Annotated in this window: 16 protein-coding genes; 11 read left to right on the top strand and 5 right to left on the bottom strand. The window is 62.6% G+C overall.

Annotated elements, in window-relative coordinates; all coding sequences use genetic code 11:
* Nucleotides 1-61: 61 nt before the first annotated feature.
* The 4 genes from BM382_RS00960 to BM382_RS00945 form a co-directional block, all read right to left on the bottom strand.
* Complete coding sequence (locus tag BM382_RS00960; protein WP_011061785.1) at nucleotides 62-661, bottom strand: TetR/AcrR family transcriptional regulator; 600 nt, start codon at nucleotides 659-661, stop codon at nucleotides 62-64.
* Nucleotides 662-805: 144 nt separating this feature from the next.
* A complete protein-coding gene (locus tag BM382_RS00955) occupies nucleotides 806-1,693 on the bottom strand; it encodes an alpha/beta fold hydrolase (RefSeq protein WP_072441453.1) in 888 nt (295 codons plus the stop codon).
* A 22-nt stretch (nucleotides 1,694-1,715) separates the two neighbouring features.
* Nucleotides 1,716-2,771 (bottom strand): sugar phosphate isomerase/epimerase family protein, encoded by a 1,056-nt coding sequence (locus BM382_RS00950; RefSeq protein WP_011061787.1) that lies wholly within the window; start codon nucleotides 2,769-2,771, stop codon nucleotides 1,716-1,718.
* A gap of 202 nt (nucleotides 2,772-2,973) precedes the next feature.
* Nucleotides 2,974-4,713 carry an amidohydrolase gene (locus BM382_RS00945; protein ID WP_072441449.1) on the bottom strand — a complete coding sequence of 580 codons (1,740 nt, stop codon included), beginning with the start codon at nucleotides 4,711-4,713 and terminating at the stop codon, nucleotides 2,974-2,976.
* A 106-nt stretch (nucleotides 4,714-4,819) separates the two neighbouring features.
* On the opposite strand from BM382_RS00945, the gene BM382_RS00940 reads away from it, so the two are divergent.
* The 4 genes from BM382_RS00940 (at nucleotide 4,820) to BM382_RS00925 (ending at nucleotide 8,749) form a co-directional block, all read left to right on the top strand.
* Nucleotides 4,820-5,734, top strand: coding sequence for a LysR family transcriptional regulator (locus BM382_RS00940; RefSeq protein ID WP_072441446.1), 915 nt, complete (start codon nucleotides 4,820-4,822; stop codon nucleotides 5,732-5,734).
* Nucleotides 5,735-6,087: 353 nt separating this feature from the next.
* Nucleotides 6,088-7,071, top strand: a complete 984-nt coding sequence (locus BM382_RS00935; protein WP_072441428.1) for a DUF1852 domain-containing protein — start codon at nucleotides 6,088-6,090, stop codon at nucleotides 7,069-7,071.
* Between the two features lie 27 nt (nucleotides 7,072-7,098).
* On the top strand, nucleotides 7,099-8,133 hold the full coding sequence (locus BM382_RS00930) for a methionine synthase (protein ID WP_026020140.1): 1,035 nt from the start codon (nucleotides 7,099-7,101) through the stop codon (nucleotides 8,131-8,133).
* 106 nt (nucleotides 8,134-8,239) lie between these two features.
* Nucleotides 8,240-8,749, top strand: coding sequence for a flavin reductase family protein (locus BM382_RS00925; RefSeq protein WP_019094510.1), 510 nt, complete (start codon nucleotides 8,240-8,242; stop codon nucleotides 8,747-8,749).
* A gap of 87 nt (nucleotides 8,750-8,836) precedes the next feature.
* Here the strand turns inward: BM382_RS00925 and BM382_RS00920 are convergent, their stop codons facing one another.
* Nucleotides 8,837-9,307 carry an Lrp/AsnC family transcriptional regulator gene (locus BM382_RS00920; RefSeq protein ID WP_011061793.1) on the bottom strand — a complete coding sequence of 157 codons (471 nt, stop codon included), beginning with the start codon at nucleotides 9,305-9,307 and terminating at the stop codon, nucleotides 8,837-8,839.
* A 124-nt stretch (nucleotides 9,308-9,431) separates the two neighbouring features.
* On the opposite strand from BM382_RS00920, the gene BM382_RS00915 reads away from it, so the two are divergent.
* The 7 genes from BM382_RS00915 to BM382_RS00885 all read left to right on the top strand — a co-directional run bounded on the left by BM382_RS00915 (nucleotide 9,432) and on the right by BM382_RS00885 (nucleotide 19,232).
* Nucleotides 9,432-10,685: a methionine gamma-lyase gene (locus BM382_RS00915; RefSeq protein WP_011061794.1), complete on the top strand. Its 1,254-nt coding sequence runs from the start codon at nucleotides 9,432-9,434 to the stop codon at nucleotides 10,683-10,685.
* A gap of 121 nt (nucleotides 10,686-10,806) precedes the next feature.
* Entirely contained in the window at nucleotides 10,807-11,940 is a 1,134-nt protein-coding gene (locus BM382_RS00910) for a branched-chain amino acid ABC transporter substrate-binding protein (RefSeq protein ID WP_011061795.1), read from the top strand.
* A 724-nt stretch (nucleotides 11,941-12,664) separates the two neighbouring features.
* Nucleotides 12,665-13,210, top strand: a complete 546-nt coding sequence (locus BM382_RS00905) for a phage tail protein (RefSeq protein ID WP_072441425.1) — start codon at nucleotides 12,665-12,667, stop codon at nucleotides 13,208-13,210.
* 17 nt (nucleotides 13,211-13,227) lie between these two features.
* Nucleotides 13,228-13,803 (top strand): phage tail protein, encoded by a 576-nt coding sequence (locus tag BM382_RS00900; protein ID WP_019094514.1) that lies wholly within the window; start codon nucleotides 13,228-13,230, stop codon nucleotides 13,801-13,803.
* A gap of 28 nt (nucleotides 13,804-13,831) precedes the next feature.
* Nucleotides 13,832-14,389, top strand: coding sequence for a phage tail protein (locus BM382_RS00895; protein ID WP_072441422.1), 558 nt, complete (start codon nucleotides 13,832-13,834; stop codon nucleotides 14,387-14,389).
* Nucleotides 14,386-14,931 carry a GNAT family N-acetyltransferase gene (locus BM382_RS00890; RefSeq protein WP_011061799.1) on the top strand — a complete coding sequence of 182 codons (546 nt, stop codon included), beginning with the start codon at nucleotides 14,386-14,388 and terminating at the stop codon, nucleotides 14,929-14,931. The genes BM382_RS00895 and BM382_RS00890 overlap by 4 nt, the downstream gene beginning before the upstream one ends.
* 125 nt (nucleotides 14,932-15,056) lie before the next feature.
* Complete coding sequence (locus tag BM382_RS00885) at nucleotides 15,057-19,232, top strand: putative Ig domain-containing protein (protein WP_093508652.1); 4,176 nt, start codon at nucleotides 15,057-15,059, stop codon at nucleotides 19,230-19,232.
* Nucleotides 19,233-19,264 lie beyond the last annotated feature (32 nt).

Here is a 19,264-nt window from a genome sequence, read left to right as displayed (position 1 = left end):
GCATCGCTGCTCCCGGATTGCGGGCAAAGGCTCCCAGGCGGAGCCAGGGTGCAGCGCCGCTTCAATTCCCTTGGGCGGTTCGCGCAAAGACCTGCATGGCCAGCGCCACGCCCTGCAGCAGGCGCGCCGCACTGACGCCGTCGCGGGCTTGCACCGACAGCCCGTGGAGCACCGTAGAGTAATAATCGCCCAGGGAAGTTGCATCGCTGTGGCCGGGCAATTCACCCGCCTGCTGCGCGGCTTCCAGGCGCTGGATAATGCTTGCGGTACGCGCCCGGCGATGTTCGGCCAGCCATTCGCGCACGCTGTCGTTGTCGCTTGAGCAGTTCACCGCCGAGGCCACCACCATGCAGCCACGGGGGCCGTCGGCCCGGGTGTAGAGTGCCACCGCTTCTTGCAGCATGCGCTCGATGGCGACGTAGGCGCAGGGCTCTTGCAGGGCCAGGTCGGCGAAACCGCCTTCCTGGCTTTCGTACAGCTCGATGGCCTCGCGAAACAACGCCTCCTTGGAGCCGAAGGCGGCATAGATGCGCGCCGAGGCGATGCCCAGGGCCGCCACCAGGTCGGCCATGGAGGTGGTTTCGAAACCACGGCGCCAGAACAGTTCGAGCGCCTGGCGCAGTGCCTGGTGACGGTCGAATTCGCGGGGTCTTCCAGCCATGGGGGTCGGGTATCTCGTCGGGACAGGGAAGGCGCTCGGTTGAGCCCGAACAGCCGGTTGGCGCAGGGCGCCGGGACGAAATGATATTAGATTTGCGCCGGCCGCGGCCAATTTCCGTGGCCGCGGCCTTGCCTGCGCCCTGCCTCAGTCACGGCCCTCCTGCAGAAACGGCAGCAGCAGCGCGAGAAATTCCTCCGGTGCCTCTTCCATGATGAAGTGCCCGCAGTCCTCGACAATGGCCCCGCGCAGGTCATTGGCATGGCCCTGCAGGGTCAGCAGAGGTGCATCGTTGGTGGCGTGCTCGGCACCAATGGCCAGCACCGGCATGGTCAGCGGCCGCTGCGCGCGCAGCTGATTCTGGCGCACCGTCTCGGGGATCGCCCGGTAATAGGCGAAGCCTGCGCGCAACCCGCCCGGGGCAGCGTAGGCCTCGATGTAGACTTCGGCGGCCACCGCCTCGCGGCGATGGGACCAGTGGTCGAAGATGTAATTCAGATAGGCCCGCTCGCGCCCGGCGATCAAGGCTTCCGGCAAATCCCGCAGCTGGTTGAACATGAAGTGCCAGAGAAAGATGTTCTGCTGCGGCGCGACGAAAATCGGTGGTGCATCCGCCAGCCCGGGGATCACCGCCTCGGTCAGCGCCAGGCGCTCCACCGCCTGCGGATGGTCGCTGGCCAAGGCGTAGGCGATCCACATGCCGACGTCGTGGCCGACCACGCTGTAGCGCTCGAAACCCAACTGCCCCATCACCTGGTGCAGCACCGCGGCCACATGGCCGGTGTCGTAGCCGTGCTCAGGGCGGTCGGACTGGCCGCTGCCCGGCGGGTCCACGGCAATGGCCTGGAAGCCTTGGGCAGCCAGGGCCTGGATCACCTGACGCCAGGCGTACCAGGTCTGCGGCCAGCCGGGAATCAACAGCACCGGCCGGCCCGTGCCGGCGATGACACAGTGGATGCGCTGGCCATCGACGCGCACATAGCGGTGAACCAGGTCGAGGCTGTCGGCCTGGAGGGTGTCAGTCAAAGCATTCATGGTGTGTTCTCGATGAAGGGTTTCAGGCAATGCCGAGCATGGCGTTGATCTGTTGGCGGTCGATCTGCGCGCCGGCGAAGTCGTCGAAGATGCGCTGGGTGACCTGGATCATGTGCCGGTTGATGAACTCGACACCTTCCCGGGCGCCATCCTCCTGATCCTTGAGGCAGCACTCCCATTCCAGGGTCGCCCAGCCCGGGTAGTCGTATTGCGCCAGCTTGGAAAAGATCCCCTTGAAGTCCACCTGGCCATCGCCCAGGGAACGGAAGCGCCCGGCGCGCTCGACCCAGGCGCTGTAGCCGCCGTAGATGCCCTGGCGGCCGCTGGGATTGAACTCGGCATCTTTGACGTGAAACATGCGGATGCGCTCGTGGTAGATGTCCAGGTAACTCAGGTAGTCCAGCTGTTGCAGCACGAAGTGGCTGGGGTCGAAGAGAATGTTGCAACGCGGGTGATGGTCCACCAATTCATGGAAGCGTTCGAAGCTGGTGCCGTCGTGCAGGTCCTCGCTGGGGTGGATCTCGTAGCACAGGTTGACCCCCTGCTCGTCGCAGGCATCGAGGATCGGCCGCCAGCGCCGCGCCAGCTCGTCGAACGCCGTCTCGATCAGGCCCTCGGGGCGCTGGGGAAAGGGAAACAGATAAGGCCAGGCCAGGGACCCGGAAAAGGTCCCCAGCTCACTCAGCCCCAGGCGTCGCGAAGCCTTGGCCGCCAGCTTCATCTGCTCCATGGCCCAGGCCGTTCTGGCTTGCGGATTGCCCCGCAGCGCTGGCGGGGCGAAGTTGTCGCACATCGCGTCGTAGGCCGGGTGCACCGCCACCAGTTGGCCGAAGATATGGCTGGTCAGCTCGCTGATCTGCAGGCCCTTCTGCGCCAGCTGGCCCTTGAGTTCATCGCAGTAGTCCTGGCTCTCGGCCGCCGTGGCGACGTCGAACAACCGCGCATCCCAGGCAGGGATCTGCAGCGCCTTGAAACCCAGGTCGGCGGCCCATTGGGCAATCGCCGGCAAATTGTGGAACGGCGCCGTCTCGGCGCTGAATTGCGCCAGATGCAGGCTGGGCCCCTTGAGGGTTTTCATCGAACTGCTCCCTATTCTTTGTCGGTCGACAAATAATAGGGATACGCTCTGGCCGCGTCAATCATCGCCGTGCAGAAAAGTGTTTGGCCGTGAGGCCGTTCGCCCGTAGGCGCTGGCTTGCCAGCGAAGGCGTCGCAGTGGTCGACAAGGCAAAAAAAAGCCCGCGATGAAGATCGCGGGCCCGGCCGGCATCCATGCAGCATCACGGCCGGCTATACACCTCACGCCCGGCAAAGTAGGTCTTGAGCACCTGGGTTTGCGCCAGTTGCTCCTGGGGCACCTGGAACACATCGCGGTCAAGAACGATCAGGTCGGCCTGCTTGCCCGGGGCCAGGCTGCCGATCTGCTGCTCCAGGCCAATGGCCCGCGCGGCGTTGCGGGTGTAGGCGTAGAACATGGTTTCCCGGTCGATGCCTTCGTCCTTGTTCAACACGCCCTTGGGCCCCTTGCGGTTGATGGCCTGGGCGATGGCCTTCCAGGGTTCCGGGGTGCTTACCGGCCAGTCGCTGGCCCCGGCGATGGTGGCGCCGTTCTTCAGCAGCGAGCGGGCCGGGTACATGAACTGGAACTGCATGGCGCTGATGTAGGGCTGGAGCAAATCGATGCTCAGCTCATCGGCGGCGGCCCAGTACAGCTGCATGGAGGCGATCACGTCCAGTGGCTTGAAGCGGGCGAACTCCTTGGGGTTGACCATCTGCAAGTGGGTGATGGAGTGCACCACCCCACTCTGGCGATCACGCCGCGCCTGCTCGATGCCGTTGAGGGATTCGCGCACCGCGCGGTCGCCAATGGCATGCACATGCACCAGCCAGCCACGGGCATCGGCGGCGCTGACCAGCTCGCCGAAATGCGCCGGGTCGATCAGCAGTTCGCCGTCCTTCTTCGAGTTCTTGTAGGGGGTCAGCAGGGAAGCGGTCTGCGCCGGAAACTCGGCGACACCGTCGGCGAAGATCTTGATCCCCGGCAGGCTCAGGTTCGGCACCCCGAGGAACTGCTGGCGCACCTGCTCCAGCACCTCCAGGTCCGCCGGGCGGCTCTTGGGATTGGCCACCATCAGGGCCGCGACCCGCAGGGTCAGCTCGCCCTTCTGCGCCAGCGCCTTGTACACCGGCAGCACACCGACGGTCTGGGCCGTGGGATGCATGGCGAACAGCGCGTCGCCCGGGGTGGCGTTGGCCGCCGGGTCCATCAGCGCGGTGATGCCCAGGCTCAGGTTGAGGTCGCGGGCGGCGCGCCCAGCGTCGAGCAACTGCTCGAAGCTCGGCGGCGGCAGTTGCGAGGTCAGGGCTGAGAGCCCGGCATCGGCGACAAAACCGTTGGGGCTGCTGTCCGGGTGATGGCCGATGGTGGCCTGGGCCTCGCCCTGCAGCGCCTTGACCCGCGCGGCGTCTATGCCGCCGCGCTTGAGCATGGCGCGGTTGGCCCAGCCGGTGTGGTAGTCCCAGCCAACGAACAGAATCGGTACATCGGCCCATTCGCCCTGGTTGAAGCGCTGTTCCAGGGCGTCCACCTGGCTCCAGTAGGTCGAGGGAAAACCGCTGACGCTGAGGATCTCGCCATGCCGCGCCTTGCCGTCATCGCGCCAGCCGCGCAGGCGCTGCTCCAGCTCGTCCAGGGGCAGTTGCTGGGTTTCCAGGTCGGCGGCCTTGAGCTTCAGGCCCCCGAAGATGGCATGACTGTGGCTGTCGATGAACCCCGGCTTCAGCACCTTGCCCTGCAGGTCGATGACCTGGGTGCCCGGGGCCTTCAGCGCCAGCACCTGGGCATCGCTGCCGACCATGACGATGCGCCCCTGCTCCACCGCCACCGCCTGTTGCAGGGGCTGGCCCTGCTCGGCGGTGAACACCTTGGCGTTGTGCAGCACCAGGTCCACCGCGGCCTGGCTGTGCAGCGAGACCAGGGCCAGGGCCGAGGCCAGCGTGATATTCAGCGTCTTTTTCATGGTTGTTCGCACCCTTGGCTCAGAATGCGCCAGAGACTAGCCAAGTCACCGGTGCTTAAGAATACTGCTTCGCGCAACCCATCCTTTCCAAAGAGGCAAGACTGCAATGGACCAGCTGGGCGCCATCACCATGTTCGTGACCACGGTCGATCAGGGCAGCTTCACCCGCGCCGCCGCGTGCCTGGGCAAGACCACCTCGGCCCTGACCAAGGCAGTGAGCCACCTGGAGAACCAGCTCGGCACCCGCTTGCTGGAGCGCTCCACACGCCGGATCGCCCTCACCGAGGCCGGGCATATCTACCTGGCCAGCGCCCGGCAGGTATTGCGCCAACTGCAACAGGCCGGGGAAGACATCGAGCGGCTGCAGCAGGAAATGTGCGGCACCCTGCGCCTGGTGGCGCCGCCCTCCTTCGCCCCGGCCTTTCTCAATGGCGCCTGCTACGGCTTTCTTGAGCAGTACCCGCAGATGCGCCTGGACGTGGAGCTCACCGACGAATTCGTCGACCTGCAAAGTGGCGGCTATGACCTGGCCGTGCGCGACGGGCCGGTGGAGCTGCCGGACCTGATCGCCCGCCCGCTGACGGCCAACCGCATCCTGCTCTGCGCCAGCCCGCGCTATCTGCAGCGCCAGCCCTTACCGGTGACCCCGGCGCATTTTGCCGAGCATGACTGGCTGATCTTCCGTCACCCGGCACTGAACCCGCATTTCTGGCGCTTCACCTTGAATGGCGAGCAGCAGCGTGTGCCCCAGCCGGTGCCGCGGCTGGCCAGTGACAATTACGATTTCCTGTTCGGTGCCCTACTGGCCGGGCTGGGCCTGCAACTGTGCCCGCAGTGGAGCGCCGCGCCCTACCTGCGTCGCGGCGAGCTGGTGCAACTGCTGCCCGAGGCGCAGCTGGACCCGGAGCAGTTCGGCCCGAGGATCCATGTGATCTACCCCGCCCACAGGCGCCAGACCCGCAAGCACCAGGCCTTCATCCAATGCCTGAACCGCTACCTGGACGAGCAGCAATTGCATTGATGGGCCAGCTCCCGGCCCATCTGGCACTGGCAGCCCTGTCGAGTGCTGCCGCAGCCACCACGGGTCGGATTGCGCCAGAGCCCAGGCACACCCTCAACCAGTGGTTTGGCCGGGCAATGAATACTGGGGCAAATAGGCTTTTGCGATTGAGTGAATATCTCATCATGAATGTGACTAAAGACCTGGTGAAATCAATTCATTAGTACTCAATTAATAGCTCGACATAAGATGCGCCTCAATAATAGACAACATAAAGACTACCGAGCAAAAGCAGCCAGGAACAAAACTGGAAAGCACTGAAAGCCAACAAACAAGTTCAGGACTTATCTCGGAAATCAGGATGCCAGATCACAATGAACAACGATTTCACATTCACCATCAAGAGCATTTGCTTCGACGAAAATTATCACCCGTCCGAGAATACGCGCATCACCACCAACTTTGCCAACCTGGCCAGGGGCAAGAGTCGCCAAGAGAACTTGCGCAATACCTTGAGGATGATTGACAACCGCTTCAATGCCTTGGCGCATTGGGATAACCCCAAGGGCGATCGTTATGCAGTCGAGCTTGAAATCATCTCCGTGGAGATGGACATCGACACTCGAAGCAGTGGCCATGCCATCCCCCTGATTGAAATATTGAAAACCAATATTTTCGATCGAAAGACCAACGAACGCTTTGAGGGCGTTGTAGGAAACAACTTTTCCTCTTACGTACGGGACTACGACTTCAGCGTGCTGTTGCCGGAGCACAACAGGGAGCGACCACAGTTCAGCATTCCGGAAAACTTCGGAGAGCTGCATGGAAAGCTATTCAAGCACTTCATCAACTCCAGCACTTACAAGGAAAACTTCAACAAGCCACCGGTGATCTGCCTGAGCGTTTCGAGCAGCAAGACCTACCATCGGACTGAAAACCAGCACCCTGTACTGGGCATTGAATACCAGCAGGACGAATACTCTCTAACAGATGAATACTTCAACAAGATGGGGTTGAAAGTTCGTTACTTCATGCCGTCCAACAGCGTTGCGCCTTTGGCTTTCTACTTTGCCGGCGATTTGCTCAGTGATTACACCAACCTGGAACTGATCAGCACCATCAGCACGATGGACACCTTCCAGAAGATTTACCGGCCAGAGATCTACAATGCCAACTCTGCAGCAGGCAAATCCTATCAACCGAGCCTGAAGCACCAGGACTATTCATTGACTCGAATTGTCTATGACCGAGAAGAACGTAGCCGCCTGGCGATTGAGCAAGGGCAGTTTGTCGAGAACAACTTCATCAAGCCATACCAGACCATTCTTGAGCAGTGGTCCGCCAATTACGCTCTTTGACTCATCAAAAATACAAGGTCACCCATGATGAAAAAGTTGTTACCCACTTCAACTGCCGGCAGCTTGCCTAAACCTTCCTGGCTTGCACAACCTGAAACACTCTGGTCGCCCTGGAAGTTGCAAGAGGAAGAACTGGTTGAAGGCAAGCAGGACGCCTTGCGCTTGTCACTGCAAGAACAACAGCAAGCAGGCATTGATATCGTCAGTGATGGCGAGCAGACACGTCAGCACTTTGTCACGACGTTCATCGAACACCTCAGCGGCGTTGATTTTGCAAAACGTGAAACCGTCAGGATTCGTGATCGCTATGATGCGAGCGTCCCCACGGTGGTGGGGGCTGTCAGTCGCCAGAAGCCGGTTTTCGTGGAAGATGCCAAGTTTCTGCGCCAGCAGACCGAGCAACCCATAAAGTGGGCGCTGCCAGGCCCGATGACGATGATCGACACGCTTTATGACAGCCATTACAAAAGCCGCGAAAAACTGGCCTGGGAATTCGCCAAGATCCTCAACCAGGAAGCCAGGGAGCTGGAGGCGGCCGGCGTGGATATCATCCAGTTTGATGAGCCCGCCTTTAACGTCTTCTTCGATGAAGTGAATGACTGGGGTGTGGCCACCCTGGAAAGAGCCATTGAAGGTCTTAAATGCGAAACGGCGGTGCACATTTGCTATGGCTATGGCATCAAGGCCAATACGGACTGGAAAAAGACCCTGGGCTCAGAGTGGCGGCAATATGAAGAGGCGTTCCCCAAGCTGCAGAAATCCAGTATCGATATAGTCTCGCTGGAATGTCACAACTCTCATGTCCCAATGGATCTCATTGAACTCATCAGAGGCAAGAAAGTGATGGTCGGGGCCATTGATGTGGCCTCCAACACCATTGAAACACCCGAGGAAGTGGCCGACACCTTGCGCAAGGCATTGCAGTTCGTGGATGCCGACAAGCTCTATCCCTGCACCAACTGTGGCATGGCGCCCTTATCCCGTGGCGTGGCAAGGGGCAAGCTGAAGGCTTTGAGTGCCGGCGCAGAAATCATCCGAAGAGAACTCTCGAACCTGCGCTGAGCTAAAGCCGCAAGTGGTGTGCCAGAGGGGTGAAGCGGTGGATTGAAAAGCCGCCGCTTCACCCCTCTGCGCGCTGTCGGACAGTACCCAATATTCAGGACCCGCCATGTCACTTCCCAGTACGGCTATCGAGCCAATGCGCTTTCGCGAAGCGCTCGGGCACTACGCATCCGGCATCACGGTGATTACCTCGCAGGTTGATGGCGAGCCGCTCGGCTTCACGTGCCAGTCGTTCTATAGCGTGTCGATGAGCCCGCCGCTGGTGTCATTCAGCGTCATGTCCAGCTCGGCCAGCTACCCCAAGATTCGTCAGGCGGGCCGCTTCATGGTCAATATCCTCTCAGGCGAGCAGGTCAGGATTTCCAACCAGTTCGCAAGCAAAGGCACGGACAAGTGGCAGGGAGTTCAATGGCAGGAATCGCCGCTGGGCAACCCGATCATTGCCGGCAGCCTGCACTGGCTCGATTGTGAAATTCATGCCGAACACGTCGCCGGTGACCACCTGATCGTGATCGGTGAAGTCAAGGCGCTGAACCTGCAGCAAGCGACTGCTGCGCAGCCATTGCTGTATTTCAAAGGACAATATTGCAACCTCGCGGCCCCGGGCGCGGTGTGAACCCTGGCCGGCGCTCCTTCGCTGAGGGCCTGTTTCAGACAGCAAGGTTGCTTGTGAATCGCAGGGACGCTGGCGCCCCGCCTGCGCTCACTCTTGTACCGGAATCTGCCGCAACGGCTTGACCGACTTGAAGGAAAAGCTCGAATAGATCTCCTTCACCGCCGGCAGGGTCTGCAACACTTCACGGGCGAACTCGCCGAAGGATTCCAGGTCCTTGGCCAGTACTTCGAGGAGAAAGTCGTAGCGCCCGGAGACGTTGTGGCAGGCGATGATTTCCGGGATCTCCAGCAGCCGCTGCTCGAAGGCCCGGGCGGTGTCCTGGGAGTGGGATTCCATCATCACGCTGACAAAGGCGGTGACCCCATAGCCCAGCGCCTTGGGCGAGAGGATCGCCTGGTAACCGGTAATCACCCCGCTCTCTTCGAGAATCTTCACCCGGCGCCAGCACGGCGAGGTGGTCAAGGCGACGCTGTCCGCCAGCTCGGCATTGGTCAGCCGGGCGTTGTCTTGCAGGGCGATCAGCAGGGCTTTGTCGATACGGTCCAGATCGAGGGGCATGTCTTACCTTTTTATCTTATTTTTATGGTTATTTATTCCAATTATTCGGTTCTAAAGGGCCGATATTGGAAATTATTGCGCCGGATTTGAGCATAGCATTAGAGCAAATCCGGGAGCGTTCACCATGAACAATAAAAACAGTGACCTTGGTTTTTCCACCCGTGCCATCCATCACGGCTACAACCCCCAGGAGCATCAGGGCGCGCTGATCCCGCCGATCTACCTGACCTCCACCTTCACCTTCGCCACCGCCGAATACGGCGCCGGCTGTTTTGCCGGTGAAGAACCCGGCTACTTCTATACCCGCATCGGCAACCCGACCCTGGCGTTGCTGGAAGCGCGCATGGCCGCCCTGGAAAACGGCGAAGCGGCCGTGGCGTTCGGCTCCGGCATGGGGGCGATTGCCGCGACCTTGTGGACCCTGCTGCGCCCGGGCGACGAGGTCATCGTCGGCCAGACTTTGTACGGTTGCACCTTTGCCCTGCTGCACCACGGCCTTGGCGAATTCGGCGTCAAGGTACGCCATGTCGACCTGACCGACCTGGGCGAGCTACGGGCGGCCATCGGCCCGGCCACGCGGATGATCTATTTCGAAACCCCGGCCAACCCCAACATGCAACTGGTGGACATCGCCGCCGTGGCCCAGGTGGCCCGCCAGCATCCCGGCCTGCTCGTGGCGGTGGACAACACCTACTGCACACCTTACCTGCAGCGCCCGCTGGAACTGGGCGCCGACCTGGTGCTGCATTCGGCCACCAAGTACCTCAGCGGCCATGGCGACATCACCGCCGGCATCGTGGTCACCGGCCAGGCCCTGGCCGAACGCATCCGCCTGCAGGGCCTGAAGGACCTGACCGGCGCGGTGCTCTCGCCCCAGGACGCCTTTCTCCTGATGCGCGGCCTCAAGACCCTGGCCCTGCGCATGGATCGCCATTGCGCCAACGCCCAGGCCGTCGCCCAGTTCCTCCAGGACCACCCCGCCGTGGCCTGGGTCGCCTACCCGGGGCTGGCATCCTTTGCCCAACACGCCCTGGCCGCAAGACAGATGAAGCTGCCCGGCGGCATGATCGCCTTCGAACTCAAGGGTGGGCTGGCCAGCGGGCGACGCTTCATGAACGCCCTGGGGCTGTTCAGCCGCGCGGTCAGCCTGGGGGATGCCGAATCCCTGGCCCAGCACCCGGCGAGCATGACCCATTCCACCTACACCCAGGAGGAACGGGCCGAACACGGCATCGCCGAGGGCCTGGTACGGCTGTCGGTGGGGCTGGAAGACATCGCCGACCTGCTGGCCGACATCGCCCAGGCCCTGGACGCCAGCGCCGAACCCGCGCGCCCCACCCTGGAGGCCGTGAGCCGAATCGGCAAGGCCCTGCCTTGAGCAGGATCAGCACATCTGGCGGCAAAGCCGACTACAACACCCTGCCGGCGCCCGAGCGCCGGCAGTCCAGGCAACACCCGCAACACCCTTAGAACCGTAACCCACAGGAGTGGAACAACCCATGAGTCGTATCAATAACAAAGCCACCCAACTGCTCAGCGCCATGATCCTTGCCGGCCTGGCCTGCCATTCCATGGCAGCCGACAGCATCCGGATCGGCATCGCCGGGGCCAAGACCGGCCCGGTGGCGCAATACGGTGACATGCAGTTCAGCGGCGCGCGCATGGCCATCGAGCAGATCAACGCCAAGGGTGGCGTCGACGGCAAGCAACTGGTGGCCGTGGAATACGACGATGCCTGCGACCCCAAGCAAGCGGTCGCCGTGGCCAACAAGGTGGTCAACGACGGCGTCAAGTTCGTGGTCGGACACCTGTGCTCCAGCTCCACCCAACCCGCGTCGGACATCTACGAAGACGAAGGCATCGTGATGATCACCCCGGCCGCCACCAGCCCAGAGCTGACCGCCCGTGGCTACAAGATGGTGTTCCGCACCATCGGCCTGGACAACGCCCAGGGCCCGGCGGCGGCACGCTACATCGCCCAGCTCAAGCCGACCAATGTGGCGGTGCTGCACGACAAGCAACAGTACGGCGAAGGCATTGCCAGCTCGGTCAAGGACATCCTCGGCAAGGAAGGCATCAAGGTGGCGATGTTCGAAGGCATCAACGTCGGCGAACGCGACTACTCCTCGATCCTGGCCAAGCTCAAGCAGGCCAATGTGGATTTCGTCTACTTCGGCGGCTACCACCCGGAAATGGGCCTGCTGTTGCGCCAGGCCAAGGAAAAGGGCCTGACCGCACGCTTCATGGGGCCTGAAGGCGTGGGCAACGACTCGATCTCGCAGATCGCCAAGGACGCTTCCGAAGGCATGCTGGTGACCCTGCCCAAGTCCTTCGACCAGGACCCGGCCAACAAGGCCCTGGTGGAGGCCTTCGAAGCCAAGAAGGAAAACCCCAGCGGCCCGTTCGTGCTGCCGTCCTACTCGGCCGTGGAAGTGATTGCCGGAGGCATCGCCGCAGCCAAGAGCGAAGACCCGGAAAAAGTCGCCGAGGCGATCCACAAGGGCACCTTCAAGACCCCCACCGGCGACCTGAGCTTCGACGAGAAAGGCGATCTCAAGGACTTCAAGTTCGTGGTCTATGAGTGGCACTACGGCAAGCCGAAAAGCGTAGCGGCGGAAAACGCCGGGCTCTAAGCCGGGCACCGGGTGCCGCCTGCCAGGGCAGCGGCGCCCTACCCGTTTCAGGTGCAAGGCCTGAAAGAAACTCTGCACACCGCTTGAACAACGCCTTTCAAGCCAGACTTAAAGCACTAATTCCCGAGTATTCTAGTTGGGAACAACTTAAAGAACGGGTAACAACAAGGATCGCTTCGGGTAACACTTTCCAAAGCCTCTGCTTATACTCCAGAACCCTCCCCGTGGAAGCGGCCCATGCTTCCCGCCCAGGAAGATCGTTAGCCTACTTTGTTTTCTTCTGAACTTTTCACTGCCGTCTCCCGCTCAACTAGAGCTCGTGATGAAAGGGCCTGAAAAGCCCGAACTAGAGGACTTTCGCGAGCAGCGCAATAACCCCCGCCCACCCGCCGCAAGCCAGCATTCGATATGCCTCAAGGCCTGTATCTTTAGTGCCAAGCCGCTAGGCATGAGGCTTACCGCGCTGCGCTTATGCCGCAACTAAAACGTTAAAGCACAAGACTGTGACGCGCATCGAATGTTACCGATCAAGATGAACTTAATGTTACCGACCAAGTAAAAAAAGATAAGCCGCAAACCCACTAACACCGGGAAGTAGTTCCTCTTTTTTCATGGATAGAAATACTGTTTGCTAACTAAATTCGATTTTGTATATCGTGCGCAACATCAAATTGCCAGCTGCGGAAAGTACTTCTGCCAGGCCTTTTTTCAAGGAGCGAAGAACATGGAACCCTTTCTCGGCGAGATTCGTCTGTTCCCTTGGGCCTGGGCCCCACAAGGCTGGCTTTTGTGTCAGGGACAGATCCTTGACGTCGTGAACTATACGGCGCTGGCCAGCCTGCTCGGCGATCGCTACGGCGGCGACGGTAGAACCACCTTCGGCCTGCCAGACCTTCGAGGCCGCGCAGCCCTGGGGGAAAACCCTGTCGCGTCGACCAGCCCTGTGCTGGGGGTACATGAACTGGGCAGCATGGACGGCGCCGAGTGGGTCGCACTGACCCTCAACAACCTGCCCGCCCACAACCATGTCGCCAATGTCGCGGTCACCGCCGGCACCGGCGGGCCGGCGGGAAATATTCCCGCCATCAGTTCGACGTCCAAAGGCGCCGTATCCAAGCCCACCTATGTCGCTTATGCCGACAAAGATCGCGTGACGATCAACCCGATCACAGTGGTGACCACCCTCGGCTATCCACTGCCGAACATGCAGCCGTCGATCGTCGGCAACTTCTGCATTGCCGTCACCGGCACCTACCCACCCCGGGCCTAACGACTAAGGATAGTGATATGTCTGATGCATACCTCGGAGAAATCCGCATGTTTGCCGGCAACTTTGCCCCCAGGGGCTGGGCCCTGTGTAACGGTGCGCAACTGTTGATCCGGAACTTTGAAGCCCTTTACTCCCTGATCGGCACGACCTACGGCGGTGATGGCAGCAACACCTTCTGCCTGCCTGACTACCGCGGCCGCACCCCCATCGGCCAGGGCAATGGACCCGGCTTCACACCCCGGGCCCTGGGCCAGGCCGTAGGGACCGAGCAGGTCACCATGAGTGCGCTCAATACCCCACCGCACATCCATGGCTTCCAGGTCAGTTCCAGCGAGGTCACATCCGCCAACCCGCTCCCCGCCAACCAACCGGCCAATAGCTACACCTTTGGCAAGTTCAAGCTTGAAGGCAGCTTTACCGGCCTTTACAGCAAGGGCGACAGCACATCGGCGGTGGTCAGCATGAGCCCCAACTTTCTTAGCCCGGCTCTGGGTATCCCCAATAAAGCAGTCGAGCCACACAGCAACATGATGGGGTCCCTGGCGATCACCTACATCATCTGCCTGAACGGCTACTACCCACAAAAGCCCTAGTTTCTCTTAACTTCAGGAATGCTCGACCATGGACGCTTTTACTGGTGAAATCAGGCTCTTTCCCTTCAACTTCGCTCCCGATAACTGGGCCGTCTGCGACGGCAGCCCGTTGCTCGCGCAGAATTACCCCGCACTGTACTCCGTGATCGGCCTCACTTATGGCGGTACTGCCGGGACCAGTTTCAATCTGCCCAACCTCAAAAGTCGCGTCACCATCGGCACCGGCCAGGGTGCCAACCTGACCAATCGATCCCTGGGCCAGGCCGTGGGCGGCGATACAACGACCTTGTTGCCAGCACACTTTGCGCCCCATACCCATCACGTACTGGCCAAGGACGGCACCGACACCACTGGCGCCCTGGACCTGGCCAATGGCACTGCCTACCTGGCACAACCACGGGGTGTGCGCTTGTACAACGGCACAGTGCCGCCCACCGCTGCTCCGGTACCAAGCCTGCATCCAAGTACGGTGACCACGAACGGTACGGAGGCGGCGAAGACAGGTTCGACGCGCGATGTGATGCAGCCTTTCCTGACCCTGCGCTATTGCATCTGCCTGAACGGCGAGTACCCACAGCAATCGTGACCAGATCATGCCTTGACTCTCTCCTGCAGGTCACGCTGCCGGCCGGCGCCAGGCTGCGTCCGCAGAGCGCTGACGACCTGGCCTTCCTGCAGGAGCTGTTCGTGTCCCGCCGTTGGGACGAGGTCAGTGCCGTTCCTGGCTGGAGCGACGCCCAACGACGGGCGTTCCTGCACAACCAGGCCGAGTTGCAACGCCAGCACTATGAGCGGCACTACCCCGAGGCGCAGTGGCTGATTGTCGAGCAGGCCGGCCAGCCCATCGGCCGCCTGTGCCTGCATCGGCACGCCACTGAGCAGCGCATCGTCGATATCGCCCTGCTGCCCGCCTGGCATGGCCAAGGCCTGGGTACCCGACTGTTGCGGGCGATCCTGGCGCAGGCCGACGCCCAGGGGCACAACAGCAGCCTGAGCGTCGAAACCGCCAGCCGGGCCCGGTACCTGTATCAGCGGCTGGGCTTTGAGCCCATTGAAGAGAATGGCCTGTACCTGCAAATGCAGCGGCCGGCACAACGACCGGTCCGTGAGGATCTGGACAACCCCTGAAGCCTGAATGCGTATTACTGACAGGACGCCCGAATCAGGCAGCCTGCGTATTTTCACCTTCGTCCTTGACTCCCTTACACGCTGGATGCGACTCCACCAAGCAGGTCGCATGGCAGGAAGCCTTTATGAAAACATCACGCAGTTGTTTCCACGCTTGGCTGGCACGTCCGCTGGCCTTTCTCTTCCTGCTGTTGAACCTGGCCCTGGCTGCCCAGGCCCAGGCCGCAGCGCCAGTGATCACCAGCCCGGTATCGGGCACTACCCTGCCGTCAGTTGCGGTGGGCCAGTCGATGAGCATCCCGATCCTTTCCGTGGGCGGCGCAACACCCCTGGATCAATGGTTCCAGTGCGACATCGACGATCCGGGCTACGATGGCATTACCCCCTGCCTGCCGCCGGGGTTGATCCTCGACTCCTCGCCCCACAGTTCAGCCACCACCCTGCACGGCACACCGACCACCGCCGGCAACTATACCTTCAGCATTTCCCTGAATGACGGCGTTGGCCAGGCTGGAGTCGCCACCTACAACCTGGTGGTCACCAGTTCTGCGGTCCCAACCCTGACGTCGGTCAGCCCAAACAGCGGCAGCATCGCAGGCGCCACCGCCGTCACCCTCACCGGCAGCAATTTTACCGGCGCCACCTCGGTCAGCTTCGGCGGCACGGCGGCCCCCAGTTATACCGTCAACAACGCCACGACCATCACGGCCACCACACCGGCTCATGCCGCGGGCGCAGTGAACGTAACGATCATCACCCCTGGCGGCAGCGCGACCCTGACCAATGGCTATACCTACGCCGTGCCCGCCCCCACAGTCGGCCCGGTCAGCGCCACGGTGGCCGCCAACAGCAGCGCCAACTCGATCACTCTGAGCCTCAGTGGCGGCGCCGCCACCAGCGTCGCCGTGGCCAGCGCCGCCAGCCATGGGACTGCCACCGCCAGCGGCACCAGCATCAGCTACACCCCCACCGCCGGTTTCTCCGGCACCGACAGCTTCACCTATACCGCCACCAACGCCAGCGGCACTTCCAGCCCGGCTACGGTGACCATCACCGTCACCCCGCCCACCCTGGCGATAACACCGACGACTCTGCCCAACGGCACTCAAAGCACGGCCTACAGCCAGACCCTGAGCACCTCCGCGGGCACCGCCCCCTACAGCTACGCGATCACTGCCGGCAGCCTGCCGGCCGGCATGAGCCTGAACACCGGCACCGGTACACTCAGCGGCACCCCCACTGCCGGTGGTGCCTTCAACCTGACCATCACCGCCACCGACGCCTACAGCGCCACCGGCTCTCGCGCCTACACCTTGTTGATCAACGGCCTGCCACCAGTTGCCAACGCACTGAGCACCACGGTCGCGGCCAACAGCAGCGCCAACACGATTCCCTTGAACATCACCGGTGGTGCCGCCACCAGCGTCGCCGTGGCCAGCGCCCCCAGCCATGGCAGCGCCACGGCCAGCGGCACCAGCATCAGCTACACGCCTGCCGCCGGTTTCTCCGGTGCCGACAGTTTCACCTACACCGCCACCAACGCCAGCGGCACTTCCAGCCCGGCCACGGTGAGCATCACCGTCGGTGCCCCGAGCATCACCCTGAGCCCCGGCTCCCTGAGCAACGGCACCGCCGGCACGCCCTATAGCGCAACCCTCAACGCCACCGGCGGCGCTGTGCCCTACAGCTACAGCATCACATCCGGCAGCCTGCCGACCGGCCTCAGCCTGAACACCGGCACCGGTGCGATCAGCGGCATACCGAGCGCCGCTGGCACCTCCAACCTGACCATCACCGCCACCGATACCAACGGCGCCACCGGGTCCCAGGCCTACTCGATCACCATCAATATTCAGGCACCGGTTGCCAGCGCCGGCAGCGCCACGGTCGCGGCCAACAGCAGCGCCAACCCGATCCCTCTGAGCCTCAGTGGCGGCGCCGCCACCAGCGTCGCCGTGGCCAGCGCCGCCAGCCACGGGACTGCCACGGCCAGCGGCACCAGCATCAGCTACACCCCCACCGCCGGTTTCTCCGGCGCCGACAGTTTCACCTACACCGCCACCAACGCCAGCGGCACTTCCAGCCCGGCCACGGTGAGCATTACCGTCAGTGCCCCGAGCATCACCCTGAGCCCCGGCTCCCTGAGCAACGGCACTGCCGGCACGCCCTATAGCGCTACCCTCAGCGCCACCGGCGGCACTGTGCCCTACAGCTACAGCATCACATCCGGCAGCCTGCCGACCGGCCTCAGCCTGAACACCGGCACCGGTGCGATCAGCGGCATACCGAGCGCCGCTGGCACCTCCAACCTGACCATCACCGCCACCGATACCAACGGCGCCACCGGGTCCCAGGCCTACTCGATCACCATCAATATTCAGGCACCGGTTGCCAGCGCCGTCAGCGCCACGGTCGCGGCCAACAGCAGCGCCAACCCGATCCCTCTGAGCCTCAGTGGCGGCGCCGCCACCAGCGTCGCCGTGGCCAGCGCCGCCAGCCACGGGACTGCCACGGCCAGCGGCACCAGCATCAGCTACACGCCTGCCGCAGGCTTCTCCGGCGCCGACAGTTTCACCTACACCGCCACCAACGCCAGCGGCACTTCCAGCCCGGCCACGGTGACCATCACCGTCAGCGCGCCCAGCCTGGTACTGACCCCGGCTTCCCTGGGGGCCGGCACGGCAGGCAGCCCCTACAGCGCAACTCTCAGCGCTACCGGTGGCACCGTTCCCTACAGCTACAGCATCACCAGCGGTAGCCTGCCGACGGGCCTGAACCTGAACACTGCCAGCGGTCTGATCAGCGGTACGCCGATTACCAGCGGCAGCAGCAACCTGGTCATCACCGCCACCGATGCCAACGGTGCCACGGGCTCACAGGCCTATTCGATCACCATCGCTGCCGTGGCGATCACCGTGCCCGCCTCCAGCCAGATCCTCGCAGCGGGCCAGTCGGCCACCGTCGACCTGACCCAGGGCGCCACCGGCGGCCCGTTCACCCACGCCACCCTGGGCACGGTGACCCCGGCCTCGGCCGGCCGGGCGATGATGATGGGCCCCTTCTCGATGCGCTTCGTGCCATCGGCGGCCTTCGCCGGTACGGCGGTCGTCAGCTTCAGCCTGCACAACCTCAGCGGTTCCAGCGCCTCCAGCACCATGAGCTTCATCATCCAGACCCGTGCGGACCCGACCAGGGACGCCGAGGTCATCGGCCTGCTCAACGCCCAGACCCGCGCCGCGGAACGCTTTGCCAGTACCCAGATGGACAACTTCAACCAGCGTATGGAGCAGCTGCACCAGATGCGCTGCGACCGCAATTCGTTCAACGCCAGCTTGCGCAAGGACGGCAGCAACGTACCGCTGGGCGAGGTCGCCAAGGTGATCAAGGAACAACTGGGAGATTCGGCCCACCAGACCGAGCAGGAAAAACGCGAGGCCGCCGCTGCCGCGCAGGACAACTGCAAGCAGGATGACCTGGCGTTCTGGAGCGACGGTTTCGTCAACACCGGCTCGACCCACGCCCGTGGCGCCCAGGGCAACAGTTTCACCACCCTGGGCCTGAGCGCCGGCGTCGACTATCGGCTGTCGCCCACGCTGATCGCCGGTGTCGGGATCGGCTACGGCAACGACCGCAGCGAGATCGGCAGCAACAAGACCCGCAGCGATGCGGACGCCATCGGCATCGCCACCTACCTGAGCCTGAACCTGGCGCCCCAGGTGTTTGTCGACGGCCTGCTGGGCTACAACCGCATCAGCTTCGACTCGCGTCGCTACATCACGGGCAGTAACGACGACTATGCCCGTGGCTCGCGCGATGCCGACCAGTTGTTCGCCTCGCTGACCGCCAGCTACGAGTACCGCCAGGGACCACTGTCGCTGACCCCCTACAGCCGCTTGAACGCCAGCGTCACACGCCTGGACGCCTTCAGTGAAAAAGGCGGAGGCATCTACGGGCTTTCCTATGACGAGCAAAACCAGCAGAACTTCACTTCCTACCTGGGCCTGCGCACCGGTTACGACCTGATGACCCGGGTCGGCGTGGTCACCCCCAAGGTCGGCCTGGCCTGGGGTCACAACTTCAGTAGCAGCAGCGACTACAAGATGCGCTATACCGACCAGGGCGATGAAGGCCTTCTCTACCGGCTCAAGCCCGATGCCCTGGACCGCGACTTCGCCAGCCTGGACATGGGTGTTGACTTCAACCTCGGGCGTGCCTGGCAAATGGGCTTCTCCTATAAGACCGCGCTGGGTTCGGATGAACGCAACGACAGCCTGCGCATCGGTTTGAACGGGAAGTTCTAGAGGCTGACCACAGGCTAACGCCCCATCACCGG

This window comes from Pseudomonas sp. NFPP25, from assembly GCF_900116505.1.
Lineage (GTDB): Bacteria > Pseudomonadota > Gammaproteobacteria > Pseudomonadales > Pseudomonadaceae > Aquipseudomonas > Aquipseudomonas protegens.
Note: the sequence above shows the minus strand (reverse complement) of the source record. Positions and strands in the feature narration are given on the sequence as shown.